Here is an 18,475-nt window from a genome sequence, read left to right as displayed (position 1 = left end):
GCCTGATGGGCAGGCCTCACATGAATTATCACCAGTACTACCCGATCGACGTGGTCAACGGCCCCGGCACCCGCTGCACGCTGTTTGTCTCCGGCTGCGTGCACCAGTGCCCCGGCTGCTACAACAAAAGCACCTGGCGGCTCAACTCCGGCCAGCCGTTTACCCCGGCGTTGGAAGACCGCATCATCACCGATCTGAACGATACGCGCGTGCCGCGCCAGGGGCTGTCGCTCTCCGGCGGCGATCCGCTGCACCCGGCCAACGTGCCGAGCATCTTGCAGTTGGTGAAACGGGTGCGCGCCGAATCCCCCGGTAAGGATATCTGGCTGTGGACCGGCTACCGGCTGGCGGAGCTGGACGCACAGCAAATGCAGGTGGTGGACAGGATCAACGTGCTGATCGACGGCAAGTTCGTGCAGGATTTGAAAGACCCAGCGCTGATTTGGCGCGGCAGTAGCAACCAGGTGGTGCATAGGTTGCGATGAGCCAACAACACACGTTTCAATAGGTATTCATCCAAACTCGACCTGACGCATCGGCAGCATAGAGTTAATCTGACAGGCGGCTCTGTGCCAAAAGCGGATGTTAGGGGTGCAAACCTTGCTCTAATGATGCCGTAGATACTACAGAGGGTATGATTGACTGAGAGAGCGACTGATTTTTCAAACTTGTAAAATCAGTGATTTCAGCCTCATTGTGGTAATGGCATAATCAGGCTGGCGAAAGTGAGGGTGAGAATGGATAAAACATCTAAAAATCAGATAGTAGACAGCGACATTGCACGTTTATTGCTTAAACATAGGAAGGCACGCAACTGGACGGTAGCAGAGCTTGCCCAACGGTCGGGCGTCAGTCAGGCCATGATCAGCAAGGTTGAACGAGGGGCCTCCAGTCCCAGCGCCACGATCCTCGGCCGTTTAGCCAACGCGATGAATATCACGCTATCAAAACTTTTCGCAGAGCTTGAGCAACACCAGAACTCACTGGTGCTCTTTGCTCATCAGCAGCAGCATTGGACAGATGAAAAGTCGGGCATTACCCGCTGGTCTCTGTCCCCAGCGGGCGCATGTCCCGAACTTATCAAAGTTGAAATTCCTGCTCTTGGTCAACTTACGATACCCGCTTCCGCCAGTGAGCATCTTTCCGGCCAAACGCTGTGGGTGTTGAGTGGCAGCCTTGATTTTCGGGTCAATAATCAAACCCATCATTTACGCGCCGGTGACTGTTTTGCCCTGACCTTTGCCAGCGAGTACCAAATGAGCAATCCCGACAGTGAGCAGGGTTGTGCATACGTCGTTGCTTTTAGCCAAAAAAATCAATAAGGCGCCACTGCCACGACGGCTACACTCCCGCCGATCGGCTTAGGTGCAATAGGGGATAGGCCCTTCCTTGATTATCCAACTCGGAACGCCCTGAAACTTCAAAGCCCATATGTTGATAAAACCCGACGGCCTGTTGGTTTTGTTCATTCACATCGACGCTTAAATCAGGATGAAGCGCCAGCGCATGTGATATCAACTGCTTGCCGACGCCACGTCCGCGAGCTGCTGCATCGACAAAAAGCGCCTCCAGATGACCATCGTGTAAAAACATAAATCCCAGCGGATGGTCTTCCCGATCGGCGGCAACCCACACGGGGGTTTCAGAAAAAAAACCGACAACCTCTTTTTCGATCTCTTGTCGATCGTGCGCAGTGAGAAAGTCGTGCGTAGCATCTACAGAATTTTTCCAGATTTGTATAATTTCTGACGCTTCAGATGGACGTGACATTCTGATTTTTAACATTCTTCTACCTTACCGTGGTCATTACTGGGTGTATTTACACACAAAATTAGTCCACGCCAATTTACTATAGTGAATTTAAATTCACAATAGTGAACTCGATGTCATGTCATGATATCCGACAGGAGAAGCGTTAACTCCCTGACTCCATTGATCTGCTTTACCGGTTGTTAAACGTGGCCATTGCCATCTCCTCCTTGAGACAGCATCGAACCACTCATCAGCAACGGTAAGTTACACCAACCCCATCCCCACCACGCCGGTCAGTACGCCGCACAGCGCCACCAGCGCCGCCGTCAGGCACAGCGCCCGGGCGGAGAAGGCCTTGTTGAGCATCAGCAGCGAAGGCAGGCTGACCGCCGGCAGGGTCATCAGCAGCGCCAGCGCCGGGCCGGCACCCATGCCCGCCAGCATCATGGTCTGCACGATCGGGATCTCCGCCGCGGTGGGGATAACGAACAGGCAGCCGACGATCGCCAGGCCGATGATCCACAGCAGGCTATTGTCGACGGCGCCGTCGGCGTGCGGGAACAGCCAGACCCGCGCCGCGCCCAACGCCAGCACCGCCAGTACGTAGATCGGGATGGTCGACCAAAACAGCGCCCACAGCGCTTTGCCCCAGCGGGCGAGAAACGGCCGTTCGTCGCTCTGCGCCGTCATCACCGGCGGCTGCGGCGCGGCGGGCTGCGGGTCCTGGGCGGTTACGCGCTGCACCAGCCAGGCGATGCCCAGCACCATCACCACGCCCGCCACCAGACGGATGGCGGCGAATGGCCAACCGAGCACAAATCCCATAAACACCAGCGTCGCCGGATTCAATACCGGGTTGGCGAGCCAAAAGGCCAGCGCGGCGCCGCTGGATACCGACTGGCGGCGCATGCCGGCGGCAACCGGCGCGGCGCAGCAGGTGCACATCATGCCCGGCAGTGCGAGCAGCGCCCCCAGCACGGTGCCGGAAAAACGCCGGTGGCCGAGCGTACGCGCCAGCCAGTCGCGCGGGATCAGCACCTGCACCAGCGAACCTAACAACACCCCGAGCAGCGCCGCCTTCCACACCGCGGTGAAGTAGACCAGCGCGTACTGCCAGGCCGCCAGCCAGGGGCTCGCGGCGCCGTCGGCCAGGATCGATTTGCCGATCGAGTGGCTGTCCGCCGCCACGAAGGCCTTGCCATAGTAAGGCTGCCATTTGACGTAGTAGAGGCCGACGGCCACCACCAGCAGAAACAGGATCGGTTTCCACAGCGGCCAGGCGCGTGGGACGTGTTCAGGGGCATTCAGAGATTGCGGCATGGTAGCGGCCAGAGTCAGTCAACAGAGGCGCCAGCATAGCGCGCCGTCGCCGCCCGTGCACGCCCGGGCTGTCCTAAATAGTTCATCTGTTCGCCACCGACGCGTAACGCGATTGTCATCTGCACCCGGCACCATGATGCCAACTTGAAAACCACAGGGTAGACGCACGATGAAACGCACCGCTTCCGCCTTCATCGCACAGCCATCGGTATGACGAGGTTTTTATTATGATGGAGTTATCTAGACATCCGACCACTTACCCCACGCGCTATCAGCAGATCGCCGCGCAGCTGGAACAGGAGCTGCGCACGCAATACCGCTGCGGCGACTACCTGCCTTCGGAACAGCAGCTGGCCGAGCGTTATCAGGTCAATCGCCACACCCTGCGCCGCGCGGTGGATCAGCTGGTGGAGCGCGGCTGGCTGCAGCGCCGCCACGGCGTCGGCATTCTGGTGCTGATGCGGCCTTACGACTACCCGCTGCACGCCAATACCCGCTTCAGCCAGAACCTGTTCGAGCAGGGCAGCCATCCCACCAGTGAGCGCTTACTCGCTGTATTGCGCCCGTGCAATGGGCATGTCGCCAGCGCGCTCTCGCGTGAAGAAGGCGAAATGGTGATCCACCTGCGCACCCTGCGCCGGGTCAACGGCGTGCCGATGAGCGTGATCGACCACTATCTGCCCGATCTGGAGTGGTGGCCGGCGCTGCAGCAGTTCCACAGCGGTTCGCTGCACCAGTTTATCGAACAGCACCTCCAGCAGCCGCTGACCCGCCGCCAGACGCGCATCAGCGCGCGCCGCGCGCAGGCCAAAGAGAGCCGGCTGCTAGAGATCGCCACCCACGCGCCGCTGCTGTGCGTGCGCACCCTTAACGTCCGCAGCGGCGGCGAAGACGTGGCGGAATACTCCGTCAGCCTGGCCCGCGCCGACATGATTGAACTGACGATGGAGCACTGAATGCACGCCTTAGAGTCGAGACAACGCTGGATGTCGGTGCTGGCGCACAGCCGGCCCGAGCAGCTGCGCAGCCACTGGCAGGCGCTGAACCTCAGCCCGGGTTACCGCAGCATCCGCGCGCCGGAGATCGGCCTGGCCCAGCTGCAGGGGCGCATGGGCGCCACCGGCCGCCGCTTCGTGTTGGGGGACATGACGGTCACCCGCGCGGTGGTGCAGCTGGACAACGGCGGCTACGGCTACAGCTATATCGCCGGGCGCGACAAGGCGCACGCCGAGCTGTGCGCGCTGGCCGATGCGCTGCTGCAACAGCCGGAACACGGCGAACGCCTGCAACAACAGCTGATCGCGCCGCTGGCCGCGCTGCAGCACGAGCAGCGCCAGCTGCGCGCCCGGGCGATCGCCGCCAGCCGGGTGGACTTCTTTACGCTGGTGCGAGGGGATTAAGCCATGAGTTTATTGACCGGTTTTGAGCAACCGATAGACCAATCGCAGCACGCTTTCCGTTTGATTCTTAAAGCCTTGAGCGAACCGGGCCACCGGGTGACGCTGCCAAACGGCCCAGCCTGGGCGCCGCTGAACGCCGCCAGCACCGCCGCGCTGCTGACGCTGGCCGATCAGGAAACGCCGCTGCTGCTGTGCGCTGCGCTTAAAAGTGAGCAAGTGCTAACAAACATTCGTTTTCACAGCGGCGCGCCGCTGGCCGCCACGGCGCAGGAGGTCTGTTTTGCCCTGTTCGATGAACAACTGCAGGCCGCCGATCTGCAGGCCTTACCGCACGGCACTGAAATCTCGCCGGAATGCGGCGCCACGGTGGTGGTGCAGCTTGCTGAGCTGGAGAACGGCGCCGCGCTGCGCCTGACCGGCCCCGGCATCGAGAGCCAACGCCTGATTGCGCCGCGCCTGCCGCCGGCGCTGCTGGATTATCTGGTCAACCGCCCGCAGCGCTTCCCGCTGGGGCTGGATATTTTGCTGACCTGCGGCGATCGCCTGCTGGCGATCCCGCGGACCACCCACGTGGAGGTGTGCTGATGTACGTAGCGGTAAAAGGGGGCGAAAAAGCCATTGAGGCCGCCCATCAGCTGCAGGAACAGCTGCGGCGCGGCGACGAGGCGCTGCCGGCGATCGGCGCGGAACAAATCGAACAGCAGCTGGGGCTGGCGGTAGATCGGGTGATGACCGAAGGCGGCATCTACGATCGCGAGCTGGCGGCGCTGGCCATCAAACAGGCCAGCGGCGATCTGGTGGAGGCAATCTTCCTGCTGCGCGCCTATCGCACCACCCTGCCGCGCCTGGCGGTCAGCGAGCCGCTGGCCAGCGAAAACATGCGGCTGGAGCGGCGCATCTCGGCGGTTTACAAGGACTTGCCCGGCGGGCAGGTGCTGGGGCCAACCTACGACTACACCCACCGGCTGCTGGATTTCGCGCTGCTGGCGGAAGGCGAGGCGCCGCGCGCGCCGCAGGCCGACGAACCGCTGCCGGACAACTGCAGCCACGTGTTCGATCTGCTGTGCCGCCAGCAGCTGGCGCGGGAGGAACAGGACGACGGCAGTACGCCGGACGACATCACCCGCAACCCGCCGGTTTACCCCTGTTCGCGCTCGGCGCGCCTGCAGCAGCTGGTGCGCGGCGACGAAGGTTTTCTGCTGGCGCTCGGCTACGCCACCCAGCGCGGCTACGGCCGCAACCACCCGTTCGCCGGCGAGATCCGCACCGGCCACGTTTCGGTGGAGATCGTGCCTGAAGAGCTCGGTTTCGCCATCGATATCGGCGAAATCCTGCTGACCGAGTGCGAAATGGTCAACGGCTTCGTCGATCCCAAGGACCATCCGCCGCACTTCACCCGCGGTTACGGGCTGGTATTCGGCCGCGCCGAACGTAAGGCGATGGCGATGGCGTTGGTGGACCGCGCATTGCAAAGCCCCGACTACGGCGAAGACATCGCCGGCCCGGCGCAGGACGAAGAGTTCGTGCTGGCCCACGCCGACAACGTCGAGGCCGCCGGCTTCGTCTCCCATCTCAAGCTGCCGCACTACGTCGACTTCCAGGCCGAATTGGAACTGCTCAAGCGGCTGCGGCAGGAATACAGCGAGCGTCAGGAGGCCCGCGATGAGTGAAGTATTGACCGGCTATAACCTCGGCTATCTGGACGAGCAGACCAAGCGCATGATCCGCCGCGCTATCCTCAAGGCGGTGGCGATCCCCGGCTACCAGGTGCCGTTCGGCGGCCGCGAGATGCCGATGCCCTACGGCTGGGGCACCGGCGGCATTCAGCTCACCGCCAGCGTTATCGGCCGCGCCGACGTGCTGAAGGTGATCGACCAGGGCGCCGACGACACCACCAACGCGGTGTCGATCCGCCGCTTCTTCCAGCGCGTCGCCGGGGTGGCCACCACCGAACGCACGCCGGAGGCCACGCTGATCCAAACCCGTCACCGCATTCCGGAAACCGCGCTGCGCGAAGACCAGATCCTGATCTATCAGGTGCCGATCCCGGAGCCGCTGCGCTTTATCGAACCGCGCGAAACCGAGACCCGCAAGATGCACGCGCTGGAGGAGTACGGCGTGATGCAGGTGAAGCTGTATGAAGACATCGCGCGCTACGGCCATATCGCCACCACCTACGCCTACCCGGTAAAGGTCAACGATCGCTACGTGATGGATCCGTCGCCGATCCCGAAATTCGACAACCCGAAAATGCACATGATGCCAGCGCTGCAGCTGTTCGGCGCCGGGCGCGAGAAACGCATCTACGCCCTGCCGCCGTTCACCAAAGTGGAGAGCTTGGACTTCGACGACCACCCGTTCAGCGTGCAGCAGTGGGACGAACCCTGCGCGCTGTGCGGTTCGCGCCACAGCTATCTCGACGAGGTGGTGCTCGACGATCGGGGCAACCGCATGTTCGTCTGTTCGGACACCGACTACTGCCGGCAGCAGCTGGCGCAATCTTCGCAAGAGGCGCAGCACTGATGACTTCCACCCCTTTGAGCACCACCCCGCTGCTGTCGGTGAACCGGCTCACCCACCTGTACGCCCCCGGCAAGGGCTTCAGCGACGTGTCGTTCGACATCTACCCCGGTGAAGTGCTGGGCATCGTCGGCGAATCCGGCTCCGGCAAAACCACGCTGCTGAAGTCGATCTCGGCGCGGCTGGCGCCGCAGCGCGGGCAGATCCTTTACCGCCCGCAGGCGGGCCAGGAACACGATCTGTACGCCATGGCGGAGAGCGATCGCCGCCGCCTGCTGCGCACCGACTGGGGCGTGGTGCACCAGCATCCGCTCGACGGGCTGCGGCCGCAGGTCTCCGCCGGCGGCAACATCGGCGAGCGGCTGATGGCCATCGGCCAGCGCCACTATGGCGACATTCGCCGCCAGGCCGGCCAGTGGCTGGAAGACGTCGAAATCCCGCTGTCGCGCCTCGACGATCTGCCGACCACCTTCTCCGGCGGCATGCAGCAGCGGCTGCAGATCGCCCGCAATCTGGTCACCCACCCCAAGCTGGTGTTTATGGATGAGCCGACCGGCGGGCTGGACGTGTCGGTGCAGGCGCGCCTGCTCGATCTGCTGCGCAACCTGGTGGTGGAGATGCAGCTGGCGGCGGTGATCGTCACCCACGATCTCGGCGTGGCGCGGCTGCTGGCCCACCGCCTGCTGGTGATGAAACAGGGCGAAGTGGTGGAGAGCGGCCTGACCGACCGAGTACTGGACGATCCGCACCATCCTTACACCCAACTGCTGGTTTCTTCGGTGCTGTCGTAACCCAAGGCGATAACAGATGACTATGCAAATCCGAGTTGAACATCTCAGTAAAACCTTTGTGCTGCATCAGCAGTACGGCACCCGCCTGCCGGTGCTGCACGACGCCAACCTGACGGTCCACGGCGGCGAATGCGTGGTGCTGCACGGCCACTCCGGCAGCGGCAAATCCACCCTGCTGCGTTCGCTGTACGCCAACTACCTGCCGGACAGCGGCCATATCTGGATCCACCACCAGGGCGACTGGCTGGACATGGTCAGCGCCGATGCGCGCCAAATTCTGGCGGTGCGTCGCCATACGCTGGGCTGGGTCAGCCAGTTCCTGCGGGTGATCCCACGCATCAGCGCGCTGGAGGTGGTGATGCAGCCGCTGCTGGAACAGGGCGTCGAGCGCGCCGAATGCCGCGACCGCGCCGAAGCGCTGCTCGCCGCGCTCAACGTGCCGCCGCGCCTGTGGCCGCTGGCGCCGTCCACCTTCTCCGGCGGCGAGCAGCAGCGGGTAAACATCGCGCGCGGCTTTATCGTCGACTACCCGATCCTGTTGCTGGATGAACCGACCGCCTCGCTCGACAGCCGCAACAGCGCGGCGGTGGTGCAGCTTATCGAACGCGCCAAGGCGCGCGGCGCGGCGATCGTCGGCATTTTTCATGATGAAGGCGTCCGCCAACAGGTCGCCGACCGGCTTTATGATATGCAGGCGCCACAGGCGCTGGAGGCCCTCTGATGATCGTCAATAACGTTAAGCTGGTGCTGGATGACCAAGTGGTGCAAGGCTCGCTGGAGATGCAGGACGGCGTGATCCGCAGCTTCGCCGACGGCCCGAGCCGGCTGCCGCAGGCGCTGGACGGCGACGGCGGCTGGCTGCTGCCGGGGCTGATCGAGCTGCATACCGACAACCTGGACAAGTTCTTCACCCCACGCCCGAACGTCGACTGGCCGGCCCATTCGGCGATGAGCAGCCACGATGCGCTGATGGTGGCCAACGGCATCACCACGGTGCTGGACGCGGTGGCGATCGGCGACGTGCGCGACGGCGGCCACCGGCTGGAAAACCTGCAAAAGATGATCGACGCGGTGATCCACAGCCAGCGCGCCGGGGTGAACCGCGCCGAGCACCGGCTGCATCTGCGCTGCGAGCTGCCGCACGAGAGCACCCTGCCGCTGTTCGAACAGCTGATGGACAAGCCGGGCGTGTCGCTGGTGTCGCTGATGGACCATTCGCCGGGCCAGCGCCAGTTCGCCTCGCGCGAAAAGTACCGCGAATATTATCAGGGCAAATACCACCTCAACGACCAGCAGATGAGCGAGTACGAGGAGCAGCAGGTCGCCCTGTCCGCCCGCTGGGCCGCGCCGAACCGCGAGGCGATCGCCGCCCACTGCCGCGCGCGCCGCATCTCGCTGGCCAGCCATGACGACGCCACCGCCGCGCACGTTGCCGAATCCTACGCGCTGGGCAGCGCCATTGCCGAGTTCCCCACCACCGAGGCGGCCGCCCGCGCTTCGCACCAGCAGGGCCTGCAGGTGCTGATGGGCGCGCCGAACATCGTGCGCGGCGGTTCGCACTCCGGCAACGTGGCGGCGCACCACCTGGCGGCGCTGGGGGTGCTGGATATTCTCTCTTCCGATTATTACCCGGCCAGCCTGCTGGATGCGGCGTTTCGCCTCGCGGCGGACGAACGCAACGCTTACGATCTGCCCCAGGCGGTGCGCATGATCACCCGCAACCCGGCACGGGCGCTGGATCTGCAGGATCGCGGCTCCCTCGCCGAAGGGCTGCGGGCGGATCTGGTGCTGGCGCGGCCGCACGGCGAGCACGTTTATGTGCAGAACGTGTGGCGCCAGGGCAGGCAGGTGTTCTGATGGCGCGGCTCATCTATCTGATGGGGCCTTCCGGCGCAGGCAAAGACAGCCTGCTGGCCGCGCTACGGGCCGACGCCGACCGCGCGCCGCTGGTGGCGCACCGTTACATCACCCGGCCGGCAGATGCCGGCTGCGAGAATCACATCGCGCTGAGCGAACCCGAATTTCTGCGCCGCCGCGCCAAGGGGCTGTTCGCGCTCGACTGGCAGGCCCACCAGCAGCACTACGCGTTCGGGATCGAAGTGGATCTTTGGCTGCTGCAGGGGATCGACGTGGCGGTCAACGGTTCGCGCGCCCACCTGCCGCAGGCGCAGCAGCGCTACGGTGCGCAGCTGCTGCCGGTATGCCTGCAGGTCAACGCCGCGATCCTGCGCCGGCGCCTGCAGGATCGCGGACGGGAAAGCGCTGAACAGATCGAGCAGCGGCTGGCGCGGGCGGCGGAATATCAGCAGAGTCTGCCCGCCGGCTGCCGGGTGCTGCACAACGACGGCCCACTCGACGATACCTTGGCGGCGCTGCTGGCGCTGCTGCCTACCGCCACCCGAGAAGCTCAGGATGCGACGCCATGAACGACTTTGCCCAGCCGAAAATCGGCGACAACGTGACCCTTAACCGCACCCGGCTCGGCCAGTATGTGCACCTGGCCGACGATGCGATCCTGGAAGAGGTGGAGATGGGGGATTACTCCTACACCGCCGGGCACAACCAGATCTTTTACGCCACTATCGGCAAGTTCGTCTCCATCGCCTCCTATGCGCGCATCAATCCCGGCAACCACCCGACCTACCAGCGCATCGCGCAGCATCACTTCACCTACCGCGCTTCCGAATACGGGCTGGGGGAAGACGACGCGGCGTTCTTCGACTGGCGGCGCGAGCACCACGTCACCGTCGGCCACGACGTGTGGATCGGCCATAACGCCATTCTGATGCCGGGCGTCAGCGTCGGCAACGGCGCGGTGATCGGCAGCGCGGCGGTGGTTACCAAGGATGTGGAACCTTACAGCATCGTCGCCGGCGTGGCGGCCAAAAAGATCGGCATGCGCTTTGACGACGCGCTGATCGAGCGTATCGAACGCAGCCAGTGGTGGCACTGGGATCACGCCACGCTGCAGGCGCGGCTGGCGGATTTTCGCGACATCCACCGCTTTGCGCAGAAGTACCTTTAACGGAGGGGAGCGATGCAACTGACCTTTCTCGGCACCGGCGGCGCGCAGCAGGTGCCGGTGTTCGGCTGCGACTGCCTGAGCTGCCAACGGGCGCGGCGCGAGCCGGCATTTCGGCGGCGCGCGTGCAGCGCCATGCTTAACTATCAGGGAGAAACGACCTTATTGGATGCGGGATTGCCGGCTTTGGAGCGGCGATTTTCGGCGGGGCAAATTCAACGTTTTTTACTGACACATTACCACATGGATCACGTTCAGGGGTTATTTCCTTTGCGTTGGGGGTGCGGAAATTCCATTCCGGTGTATGGCCCGCCGGATGAACAGGGCTGCGACGACCTGTTCAAACACCCCGGTATTCTGGCGTTTCAGCCGCCGCTGGCGCCCTTCGCCACCGTCGAGCTGGGCGGCATGCGCATCACCCCGCTGCCGCTGCAACACTCCAAACTGACCCACGGCTATCTGATCCAGGCGGCGGGCGCTGCGCTGGCCTACCTGACCGACACCGTCGGCCTGCCGCCGGCCACCGCCGACTATCTGCAGAACGTGGCGCTGGATCTGCTGGTGCTCGACTGCAGCCTGCCGCCTCAGCCGCAGGTGCCGCGCAACCACAACGACCTAACCCGTGCGCAGGAGACGCAGCGGTTGCTGCAGCCCAAGCGCACGCTGCTGACGCACATCAGCCATCATCTCGATCGATGGCTGCTGGACAACGAACTGCCCGCCGGGCTGGAGCTGGCGTTCGATCACCTCAGCGTCAGCCTCGGTAGCAGTGCAGCCGATCCGACTCCAGCACCCTGATCCCTTCGCCCGGCGTGAACGCCTGCTGCAGCAGCGTTTGCGCCACGTCTTTGGCGGAGACGGCGCGCCATTTGCCGGGCAGCAGCCTGAACAGCGGCAGCGTGAGGCGCTCCATCAGGCGCGGCGCGGGGCGATCCCCCACCAGCATGGAAGGCCGCACCAACGTCAGGCGCGGCCAGTGCTGTTCGCGCAGCGCCTGCTCCATCTCGCCTTTGGTGCGGTTATACAGGAAGGTGGAATCCGCGTTGGCGCCCAGCGCGCTTACCACCAGACAGTGCTGCGCCCCCAACCGGCGGCCGGCCAGCGCGCTCTCCACCACCAGTTGGTAATCGACGTAGCGGAAGGCATCGGCGCTGCCCGCCGCCCGGCGGGTAGTGCCCAAGCAGCAGAACACCAGATCGACCGGCTGCTGCAGGCTACTCAGCAGCTCGAACAGCGCGTCGCCGACCGGATTGGTCAGCTTGCCGTGCGGCGGCAGCGGCGTGCGCGTCGGCGCCACGATGGCCGTTATCTGCGGATCGCTTTGCAACAACTGCAGCAACTCGCGCCCCACCAGCCCGGTTGCGCCGACTAACAGTGCTCGCGCCATGCAATCTCCCGTTGTAATCAATACGTCGACTTAAAGTATAGACCGCGCCCAATGCAGCTTCTTGCCGAAGCCGAGGGTGTTGTCGGCCATCTTCACCTCGTGCAGGTCCAGCCGCCAAACCGAAGCCTTCATCGCCCTGGCGATCGGGAAGCGCTTGCAGTAACGCGCGTGCGCCGCCTCGGCCTCTTCGCCGCTCAGCAGCACCGCCTCGGCGCGGTACTGCACGCCGCGGATCAGCGCGATGCTTTTCGGTTTCGGCGCGATGGTGCCGACCACCCGGCCGTTGTTCAGCATCAGCCCGCCGTGGCGGGTGTGCGGTTCGGTCATCAGCCACAGCGCCATCGTCGCGGCGTCGAACACGTAAAAACAGTTGGCGCACCACATGTCGAGGCCGTCGCCGGCGCACAGCGTTAAGACATGTTGCTTGCCGATGAAATCCGCAATCTGTTGCCGTTGTTCTGAGGTATTCAAGGTTACTCGCCTCCCGGTTCACTCACTTCATCTTACCCTGCGTTGTTGAGGCGAGTCACAAATAACGATAATCATCAAAAATCACACATGAATATAAACACAACAATAATGAATTTTTATTTATTTTTGCATAAAGCAGATTGATAACATAAAAAACACAAAGCGGATTTATTTGATCGTTATGCAGCCGGTTATTTGACCGCTTTTTTTATTCCTTTCCGAGCGCCATTGAAATTAAGCGCTTAAGGGCCGCGAGCATTAGCAATTCATTTACATGCCAACCTCTGGACCCGGATGATACTTATGCAATTCATTGCATAACAGGTGAATAGTTATTTATAAACACCGGCATTTATGTGACTTTCATCACGATTTTTAGCCCATCTTGCGTTAAAATAGCGCCATCTTTTCACTCAGCAAGGTGGATTAGAAAATGGAAAACAATAACCGAAAAATGGCGCACATCAGGCGCACAACCCATATTATGATGATGGCTCATCGCAGCTGCTTTAGTTTCGCATTCTTCAACTACAGATAACCCTCCCCCTCGCTCTTACGCCGTTGATAAGAGTGTCATTGCGTTTTATTTATTCTCCGCACGCCGGTGATAATATCTCTTTCTCGCTAACCGGGAAGGACACGCAATTCATTTTTAATTTCGGCCAAGCGCATCCAAGCTAAATAAAACAGCGAAAACAGTTAATGCCTTTCGGCATCACTGGGTTCTCGCACACCTTTATTTTCGTGAAGGCGTTAACGGCAAATGGAATTATTTGCCGGCGGAATGCCTTTGCCTGAAGAATGAGAAAAATGAAAAAATTAAAAATTGCCGCCAACACCCAAACCCTCGGCTGCTTTGAAACTGAACGCGACATCGTCGATGTGCACCACAGCGATTTCAATGACGTCGCCGCCATTGTGCTGTCGGTAGACGACGTCACGCAAGGCATGGTGGCGCGCATCGAAGAACACGGCCTGAACATTCCGCTGTTCGTCGCCGTCTGCTGCGAAGAAGAGCTGGATAACGCCGTCTTGCCGGCGCTGCACGGTGTGTTTGAACTGTGCGGCAAGAATACCCAGTTCTACGGCAAACAGCTGGAGGCCGCCGCCGCCAAATATGAGAGCGAACTGCTGCCGCCGTTCTTCAACACGCTGACGCAGTATGTGGAAATGGGCAACGCCACCTTCGCCTGCCCCGGCCACCAGGGCGGCGAGTTCTTCCGCAAACACCCAGCGGGCCGCCAGTTCTTCGACTTCTACGGCGAAACGCTTTTCCGCTCCGACATGTGCAACGCCGACGTCAAACTGGGCGATCTGTTGATCCACGAAGGCGCGCCTTGCGCCGCGCAGCAGCACGCCGCCAAGGTGTTCAACGCCGACAAGACCTACTTCGTGCTCAACGGCACCTCGGCCTCGAACAAGGTGGCGACCAACGCCCTGCTGACGCGCGGCGATCTGGTGCTGTTCGACCGTAACAACCATAAATCCAACCACCACGGTGCATTGATCCAGGCCGGCGCCACGCCGGTTTATCTGGAAACCGCGCGCAACCCGTTCGGCTTTATCGGCGGCATCGACGCGCACTGCTTCGACGAGCGCTACCTGCGCCAGCAGATCCGCGAAGTGGCGCCGGAACGCGCCAACGAAGCCCGCCCGTTCCGCCTGGCGATCATCCAGCTCGGTACCTATGACGGCACCATCTACAACGCCCGTCAGGTGGTCGACAAGATTGGCCACCTGTGCGATTACATCCTGTTCGACTCCGCCTGGGTGGGCTATGAGCAGTTCATTCCGATGATGAAAGACTGCTCGCCGCTGCTGCTGGAGCTGAACGAGAACGATCCCGGCATCATCGTCACCCAGTCAGTGCACAAACAGCAGGCCGGCTTCTCGCAAACCTCGCAGATCCACAAAAAAGACAAGCATATCAAGGGGCAGAGCCGCTACTGCAACCACAAGCGCTTCAACAACGCCTTTATGCTGCACGCCTCCACCAGCCCGTTCTATCCGCTGTTCGCCGCACTGGACGTCAACGCCAAGATGCACGAGGGCAAGAGCGGCCAGCGCCTGTGGCAAGAATGTGTGCGCGTGGGCATCGAAGCGCGCAAAATGCTGCTGGATACCTGCACGATGATCAAACCGTTCGTGCCGGATCAGATCGACGGCAAGCCGTGGCAGGCCTATGACACCGCGGCGATGGCCAACGATCTGCGCTTCTTCAACTTCGTGCCCGGCGAGAAGTGGCACGCCTTTGAGGGCTATGCCGAGTCGCAGTACTTCGTCGATCCGTGCAAACTGCTGCTCACTACGCCGGGTATCGATACCGCGACCGGCAGCTACAGCGAGTTCGGCATCCCGGCGACCATTCTGGCCAACTACCTGCGCGAAAACGGCATCGTGCCGGAAAAATGCGATCTCAACTCGATCCTGTTCCTGCTGACGCCGGCGGAAGACATCGCCAAGATGCAGCACCTGGTGGCCCTGATCGCCCGCTTCGAGAAGCACATCGAGCAAAACTCCCTGCTCAGCGAGGTGCTGCCTGCGGTCTATAAAAACCACCAGCAGCGCTACAAAAACTACACCATCCGCCAACTGTGCCAGGAAATGCACGACCTTTACGTCAGCTATGACGTTAAAGAGCTGCAAAAAGAGATGTTCCGCAAAAGTTATTTCCCGCGCGTGGTAATGAATCCGCAGGATGCCAATACCGAGTTCGTGCGCGGCAATGTGGAATTGGTGTCGCTGGCCAAGGCCGAGGGCCGCATCGCCGCCGAAGGCGCCCTGCCTTACCCACCAGGCGTGCTGTGCGTGGTGCCCGGTGAAATTTGGGGCGGCGCCGCGCAGCGTTATTTCCTGGCACTGGAAGAAGGCATCAATTTATTGCCAGGATTCGCGCCGGAATTACAGGGCGTTTATATCCAACAGGATGAGGACGGCTGGAACCGTGCTTACGGCTACGTCATGAAAAATTAATCACCTTACGGGGCGGCGATGATTCCCGCCGCCCGGATCGCATCCTAAAAGAGAAAATGATCATGAGTAAGTCCAATAATAAAATGGGGGTCGTGCAATTAACGATCCTGACCGCCGTGAATATGATGGGTTCCGGCATAATTATGCTGCCGACCAAGCTGGCCGAAGTGGGCACGATTTCGATCGTTTCCTGGCTGGTGACCGCTGTCGGCTCGATGGCGCTGGCCTACGCCTTCGCCAAATGCGGCATGTTCAGCCGTAAATCCGGCGGCATGGGCGGCTACGCCGAATACGCCTTCGGTAAATCAGGCAACTTCATGGCGAACTACACCTACGGCGTTTCGCTGCTGATCGCCAACATCGCCATCGCCATTTCCGCCGTCGGCTACGGCACCGAGCTGTTCGACACCACGCTCAGCCCGCTCGGGATCTGTATCGCCACCATCGGCGTGCTGTGGCTGGCGACCGTCGCTAACTTCGGCGGCGCGCGCATCACCGGCAAAATCAGCGGCATCACCGTCTGGGGCGTGATCATTCCGGTGGTGGGCATCTCGGTCATCGGCTGGTACTGGTTCAGCGGCAGCGCCTACGTCGCCGCCTGGAACCCGCATCAGGTGCCGACCTTCGAAGCCATCGGCGCCTCGATCTCAATGACCCTGTGGGCGTTCCTGGGGCTGGAATCCGCCTGCGCCAACACCGACGTGGTGGAAAACCCGGAGCGCAACGTGCCGATCGCCGTACTGGGCGGCACCCTCAGCGCGGCGGTGATCTATATCATTTCGACCAACGTGATCGCCGGCATCGTGCCGAACATGGATCTGGCCAACTCCACCGCCCCGTTCGGGCTGGCGTTCTCCCACATGTTCAACCCGACGGTCGGCAAGATCATCATGGCGTTGATGGTCATGTCCTGCGTCGGCTCGCTGCTCGGCTGGCAGTTCACCATCGCTCAGGTGTTCAAATCCTCCGCCGACAGCGGCTTCTTCCCGAAAATTTTCTCCAAGCTGAGCAAGGCCGACGCGCCGGTTAAAGGCATGCTGACCATCGTCGTCATCCAGAGCGGTTTGTCGCTGATGACCATCAGCCCGTCGCTGAACAAGCAGTTCAACGTGCTGGTGAACCTGGCGGTGGTGACCAACATCATCCCTTACATCCTGTCGATGGCGGCGCTGGTCATTATTCAGAAAGTGGCGAAGGTGCCGGACAACAAGGCGCGCATCGCCAATATCATCGCCGGCATCGGCGCGCTGTACAGCTTCTATGCGCTCTACAGCTCCGGTGAAGAAGCGATGATGTGGGGCGCCATCGCCACCTTCCTCGGCTGGACGCTGTACGGCATCGTCTCGCCGCGCTTCGAGCTGGCGGGAAAAAAGGGGTAAAGCGGTAAGGCTCCGGCGGCCGGGGATGGGATTGTGATGGCGAACATGCCATCATACGCCGACCCTGGCCACCGAAACGGCGTACGATGACCGACACTACCCCCACTCCCTGGCACCTCTATATGCTGCGTTTACCGAGCGGCATGCTGTATACCGGCATCACTACCGACGTGGCGCGCCGCCTGGCACAGCACCAAGCCGGCAAAGGCGCCAAGGCGCTGCGCGGTAAAGGGGAACTGACATTGGCGTTTCACTGCCAGGTGGGGGATCGCTCAACGGCGCTGAAGCTGGAATACCGCGTCAAACAGCTGAGCAAAATACAAAAAGAGCGGCTGGTGAATCACCCGCCGCTGTCGTTGGCGTATCTATTGCCGGTCGTTAAAAGCGATTAAACGGCGCCGAAAAAGCCACTTCGCCGCTGACGCCATTCAGGGCGTCTTCCGCCAGCGGATACACCTGGAACGCGCTTTCCGTGTCCGGCCAGCGGCAGTTCAGGCCATAGGTGGCGGCCGGTTTAAAGCCGAAGCGGCCGTAGTAGGCCGGATCGCCCAGCACCACCACCGCGGCGTAGCTGAATTCGTTCAGCGAATCCAGGCCTTCGTACACCAGCTTTTCAGCCAGCCCCTGGCGGCGCAGGCTTTCGTCTACCGCCAGCGGCGCCAGCGCCACCCATTGGCGGTCTTCGCCGGCCACGTCTACCGGGCTGAACGCGGCGTAACCCACTACCCCGCCTTCGTCGTCAGTGGCGACCACGCCCAGCGTCAGCAGGCCGTCTTCGCGCAGCTGCTGCACCAGATCGGCTTCGTCGTCGCGGCCAAAGGCGCGGCGCAGCAAGGTGTCGATGCCCGCCGCGTCTACCGGGATCTCTACGCGGATCAGCATGATACCGCCACACGGGAAGCCGACGCCGTGCCCTCCTGCAACCCTGCTTCGACAAAATCAGCCAACTGCAACAGCCCCATGCGCAGCGGCGCAGGCATGCTTTCCAGCTCGATGGCGTCCATCAAATTTTTCACATACAGGCCCAATTCGGTATCCCCTTCAATCTGCAGCCGACGCTGAAAGAACAGCGTATCCGGATCTTGCTTGCGCGCCGCGATCAGGATCAGATCGTTGGCGTCGCCGCTGAAGCTGACGTCCGCTTCGGCGTGCTGGCTGACCACCAGTTTGTCGTTTTCTACCGTCATAAACCATTGTAGCGCCAGATCGCGAACTTCGATCTTCAGCCAACGCGATTCGAGAAACTCCAGATCCCCATCCGCCAATGCCTGGCGGAACTGCCAGCTCAGCACCTGTTGCAGCAGCTGACGCTGCAGAGCGAACGGCGTGAATTTCAGCGGGATGCGCAGCAGCGACGGCCCCTGGCGCACAAGGCGTGCTCGTAGTTGTTCCAACACGGTCATCCACTCCTTTCAATACGGACTACCGCTATTTTGCCACACTGACGCGCGGCTTCAGCG

At 61.8% G+C, this 18,475-nt stretch carries 23 protein-coding genes; 17 read left to right on the top strand and 6 right to left on the bottom strand.

Annotated elements, in window-relative coordinates; genetic code table 11:
* Positions 1-20: 20 nt before the first annotated feature.
* Positions 21-485, top strand: coding sequence for an anaerobic ribonucleoside-triphosphate reductase-activating protein (gene nrdG / locus GUC32_RS02280; RefSeq protein ID WP_369435526.1), 465 nt, complete (start codon positions 21-23; stop codon positions 483-485).
* Positions 486-737: 252 nt separating this feature from the next.
* A complete protein-coding gene (locus GUC32_RS02275; RefSeq protein ID WP_025305101.1) occupies positions 738-1,322 on the top strand; it encodes a helix-turn-helix domain-containing protein in 585 nt (194 codons plus the stop codon).
* Between the two features lie 19 nt (positions 1,323-1,341).
* Here GUC32_RS02275 and GUC32_RS02270 read toward each other — a convergent pair whose 3' ends face one another.
* Both GUC32_RS02270 and GUC32_RS02265 read right to left on the bottom strand, forming a co-directional pair.
* Complete coding sequence (locus GUC32_RS02270) at positions 1,342-1,785, bottom strand: acetyltransferase (RefSeq protein ID WP_060448237.1); 444 nt, start codon at positions 1,783-1,785, stop codon at positions 1,342-1,344.
* Positions 1,786-2,016: 231 nt separating this feature from the next.
* Positions 2,017-3,072 carry a permease gene (locus GUC32_RS02265; RefSeq protein WP_369435525.1) on the bottom strand — a complete coding sequence of 352 codons (1,056 nt, stop codon included), beginning with the start codon at positions 3,070-3,072 and terminating at the stop codon, positions 2,017-2,019.
* Positions 3,073-3,299: 227 nt separating this feature from the next.
* Between GUC32_RS02265 and phnF the strand changes: the two genes are divergently transcribed.
* From phnF to phnP, 11 genes are read left to right on the top strand one after another with little or no spacing between them, the layout of a single operon-like run.
* A complete protein-coding gene (phnF, locus tag GUC32_RS02260) occupies positions 3,300-4,028 on the top strand; it encodes a phosphonate metabolism transcriptional regulator PhnF (RefSeq protein ID WP_047025109.1) in 729 nt (242 codons plus the stop codon).
* Positions 4,029-4,472: a phosphonate C-P lyase system protein PhnG gene (gene phnG / locus GUC32_RS02255; protein WP_016929298.1), complete on the top strand. Its 444-nt coding sequence runs from the start codon at positions 4,029-4,031 to the stop codon at positions 4,470-4,472. It begins immediately after the preceding gene.
* A 3-nt stretch (positions 4,473-4,475) separates the two neighbouring features.
* Entirely contained in the window at positions 4,476-5,057 is a 582-nt protein-coding gene (phnH, locus tag GUC32_RS02250) for a phosphonate C-P lyase system protein PhnH (protein WP_049204455.1), read from the top strand.
* Complete coding sequence (locus GUC32_RS02245; protein ID WP_369435524.1) at positions 5,057-6,142, top strand: carbon-phosphorus lyase complex subunit PhnI; 1,086 nt, start codon at positions 5,057-5,059, stop codon at positions 6,140-6,142. The genes phnH and GUC32_RS02245 overlap by 1 nt, the downstream gene beginning before the upstream one ends.
* Positions 6,135-6,995, top strand: coding sequence for an alpha-D-ribose 1-methylphosphonate 5-phosphate C-P-lyase PhnJ (locus GUC32_RS02240; protein WP_016929301.1), 861 nt, complete (start codon positions 6,135-6,137; stop codon positions 6,993-6,995). The genes GUC32_RS02245 and GUC32_RS02240 overlap by 8 nt, the downstream gene beginning before the upstream one ends.
* Positions 6,995-7,783, top strand: coding sequence for a phosphonate C-P lyase system protein PhnK (phnK, locus tag GUC32_RS02235; RefSeq protein WP_033636845.1), 789 nt, complete (start codon positions 6,995-6,997; stop codon positions 7,781-7,783). Before GUC32_RS02240 ends, phnK begins: the two co-directional genes overlap by 1 nt.
* A gap of 16 nt (positions 7,784-7,799) precedes the next feature.
* Positions 7,800-8,504, top strand: coding sequence for a phosphonate C-P lyase system protein PhnL (phnL, locus tag GUC32_RS02230; RefSeq protein ID WP_049208804.1), 705 nt, complete (start codon positions 7,800-7,802; stop codon positions 8,502-8,504).
* The gene (gene phnM, locus GUC32_RS02225) at positions 8,504-9,640 is read left to right on the top strand and encodes an alpha-D-ribose 1-methylphosphonate 5-triphosphate diphosphatase (RefSeq protein WP_193403101.1); all 1,137 of its coding nucleotides are present in this window, start codon (positions 8,504-8,506) and stop codon (positions 9,638-9,640) included. Before phnL ends, phnM begins: the two co-directional genes overlap by 1 nt.
* Positions 9,640-10,209: a ribose 1,5-bisphosphokinase gene (phnN, locus tag GUC32_RS02220; RefSeq protein WP_141997104.1), complete on the top strand. Its 570-nt coding sequence runs from the start codon at positions 9,640-9,642 to the stop codon at positions 10,207-10,209. The genes phnM and phnN overlap by 1 nt, the downstream gene beginning before the upstream one ends.
* Positions 10,206-10,808, top strand: a complete 603-nt coding sequence (locus GUC32_RS02215) for a DapH/DapD/GlmU-related protein (protein ID WP_049294737.1) — start codon at positions 10,206-10,208, stop codon at positions 10,806-10,808. The genes phnN and GUC32_RS02215 overlap by 4 nt, the downstream gene beginning before the upstream one ends.
* Before the next feature lie 12 nt (positions 10,809-10,820).
* Complete coding sequence (gene phnP, locus GUC32_RS02210) at positions 10,821-11,603, top strand: phosphonate metabolism protein PhnP (protein WP_193403100.1); 783 nt, start codon at positions 10,821-10,823, stop codon at positions 11,601-11,603.
* Here the strand turns inward: phnP and GUC32_RS02205 are convergent.
* A complete protein-coding gene (locus tag GUC32_RS02205) occupies positions 11,560-12,192 on the bottom strand; it encodes an NAD(P)H-binding protein (protein ID WP_369435523.1) in 633 nt (210 codons plus the stop codon). The genes phnP and GUC32_RS02205 overlap by 44 nt on opposite strands.
* A gap of 30 nt (positions 12,193-12,222) precedes the next feature.
* Positions 12,223-12,663: a YhbP family protein gene (locus GUC32_RS02200; protein WP_141997100.1), complete on the bottom strand. Its 441-nt coding sequence runs from the start codon at positions 12,661-12,663 to the stop codon at positions 12,223-12,225.
* Between the two features lie 433 nt (positions 12,664-13,096).
* On the opposite strand from GUC32_RS02200, the gene speFL reads away from it, so the two are divergent.
* The 4 genes from speFL to GUC32_RS02180 all read left to right on the top strand — a co-directional run bounded on the left by speFL (position 13,097) and on the right by GUC32_RS02180 (position 17,407).
* Entirely contained in the window at positions 13,097-13,201 is a 105-nt protein-coding gene (speFL, locus tag GUC32_RS02195) for a leader peptide SpeFL (RefSeq protein WP_004933443.1), read from the top strand.
* Between the two features lie 272 nt (positions 13,202-13,473).
* A complete protein-coding gene (gene speF, locus GUC32_RS02190) occupies positions 13,474-15,636 on the top strand; it encodes an ornithine decarboxylase SpeF (protein ID WP_060448244.1) in 2,163 nt (720 codons plus the stop codon).
* Between the two features lie 62 nt (positions 15,637-15,698).
* Entirely contained in the window at positions 15,699-17,015 is a 1,317-nt protein-coding gene (potE, locus tag GUC32_RS02185) for a putrescine-ornithine antiporter (RefSeq protein ID WP_025305085.1), read from the top strand.
* A gap of 86 nt (positions 17,016-17,101) precedes the next feature.
* Positions 17,102-17,407 carry a GIY-YIG nuclease family protein gene (locus GUC32_RS02180; RefSeq protein ID WP_025305084.1) on the top strand — a complete coding sequence of 102 codons (306 nt, stop codon included), beginning with the start codon at positions 17,102-17,104 and terminating at the stop codon, positions 17,405-17,407.
* On the opposite strand, the gene GUC32_RS02175 is transcribed toward GUC32_RS02180, so the two are convergent.
* Positions 17,394-17,897: a GNAT family N-acetyltransferase gene (locus GUC32_RS02175; protein WP_043139248.1), complete on the bottom strand. Its 504-nt coding sequence runs from the start codon at positions 17,895-17,897 to the stop codon at positions 17,394-17,396. The genes GUC32_RS02180 and GUC32_RS02175 overlap by 14 nt on opposite strands.
* Complete coding sequence (locus tag GUC32_RS02170; RefSeq protein ID WP_170311425.1) at positions 17,891-18,418, bottom strand: SCP2 domain-containing protein; 528 nt, start codon at positions 18,416-18,418, stop codon at positions 17,891-17,893. Before GUC32_RS02170 ends, GUC32_RS02175 begins: the two co-directional genes overlap by 7 nt.
* Positions 18,419-18,475 lie beyond the last annotated feature (57 nt).

The sequence above is a fragment of the Serratia sp. NGAS9 genome, from assembly GCF_009905295.1.
GTDB lineage: Bacteria > Pseudomonadota > Gammaproteobacteria > Enterobacterales > Enterobacteriaceae > Serratia > Serratia bockelmannii.
The sequence above is the reverse complement of the archived record's forward strand: the minus strand, read 5'-3'. Positions and strand labels throughout refer to the sequence as shown.

Excerpts from the sequence above, each read along its gene's own strand:
- phnH (WP_049204455.1), top strand. The coding sequence starts at position 4,476 with ATGAGTTTATTGACCGGTTTTGAGCAACCGATAGACCAATCGCAGCAC.
- GUC32_RS02170 (WP_170311425.1), bottom strand. The coding sequence starts at position 18,418 with ATGACCGTGTTGGAACAACTACGAGCACGCCTTGTGCGCCAGGGGCCG.
- GUC32_RS02265 (WP_369435525.1), bottom strand. The coding sequence starts at position 3,072 with ATGCCGCAATCTCTGAATGCCCCTGAACACGTCCCACGCGCCTGGCCG.
- GUC32_RS02240 (WP_016929301.1), top strand. The coding sequence starts at position 6,135 with ATGAGTGAAGTATTGACCGGCTATAACCTCGGCTATCTGGACGAGCAG.
- phnM (WP_193403101.1), top strand. The coding sequence starts at position 8,504 with ATGATCGTCAATAACGTTAAGCTGGTGCTGGATGACCAAGTGGTGCAA.
- speFL (WP_004933443.1), top strand. The coding sequence starts at position 13,097 with ATGGAAAACAATAACCGAAAAATGGCGCACATCAGGCGCACAACCCAT.
- phnF (WP_047025109.1), top strand. The coding sequence starts at position 3,300 with ATGATGGAGTTATCTAGACATCCGACCACTTACCCCACGCGCTATCAG.
- GUC32_RS02245 (WP_369435524.1), top strand. The coding sequence starts at position 5,057 with ATGTACGTAGCGGTAAAAGGGGGCGAAAAAGCCATTGAGGCCGCCCAT.
- GUC32_RS02215 (WP_049294737.1), top strand. The coding sequence starts at position 10,206 with ATGAACGACTTTGCCCAGCCGAAAATCGGCGACAACGTGACCCTTAAC.
- GUC32_RS02275 (WP_025305101.1), top strand. The coding sequence starts at position 738 with ATGGATAAAACATCTAAAAATCAGATAGTAGACAGCGACATTGCACGT.
- phnK (WP_033636845.1), top strand. The coding sequence starts at position 6,995 with ATGACTTCCACCCCTTTGAGCACCACCCCGCTGCTGTCGGTGAACCGG.
- phnG (WP_016929298.1), top strand. The coding sequence starts at position 4,029 with ATGCACGCCTTAGAGTCGAGACAACGCTGGATGTCGGTGCTGGCGCAC.
- phnL (WP_049208804.1), top strand. The coding sequence starts at position 7,800 with ATGACTATGCAAATCCGAGTTGAACATCTCAGTAAAACCTTTGTGCTG.
- GUC32_RS02175 (WP_043139248.1), bottom strand. The coding sequence starts at position 17,897 with ATGCTGATCCGCGTAGAGATCCCGGTAGACGCGGCGGGCATCGACACC.
- phnP (WP_193403100.1), top strand. The coding sequence starts at position 10,821 with ATGCAACTGACCTTTCTCGGCACCGGCGGCGCGCAGCAGGTGCCGGTG.
- phnN (WP_141997104.1), top strand. The coding sequence starts at position 9,640 with ATGGCGCGGCTCATCTATCTGATGGGGCCTTCCGGCGCAGGCAAAGAC.
- potE (WP_025305085.1), top strand. The coding sequence starts at position 15,699 with ATGAGTAAGTCCAATAATAAAATGGGGGTCGTGCAATTAACGATCCTG.
- speF (WP_060448244.1), top strand. The coding sequence starts at position 13,474 with ATGAAAAAATTAAAAATTGCCGCCAACACCCAAACCCTCGGCTGCTTT.
- nrdG (WP_369435526.1), top strand. The coding sequence starts at position 21 with ATGAATTATCACCAGTACTACCCGATCGACGTGGTCAACGGCCCCGGC.
- GUC32_RS02205 (WP_369435523.1), bottom strand. The coding sequence starts at position 12,192 with ATGGCGCGAGCACTGTTAGTCGGCGCAACCGGGCTGGTGGGGCGCGAG.
- GUC32_RS02270 (WP_060448237.1), bottom strand. The coding sequence starts at position 1,785 with ATGTTAAAAATCAGAATGTCACGTCCATCTGAAGCGTCAGAAATTATA.
- GUC32_RS02180 (WP_025305084.1), top strand. The coding sequence starts at position 17,102 with ATGACCGACACTACCCCCACTCCCTGGCACCTCTATATGCTGCGTTTA.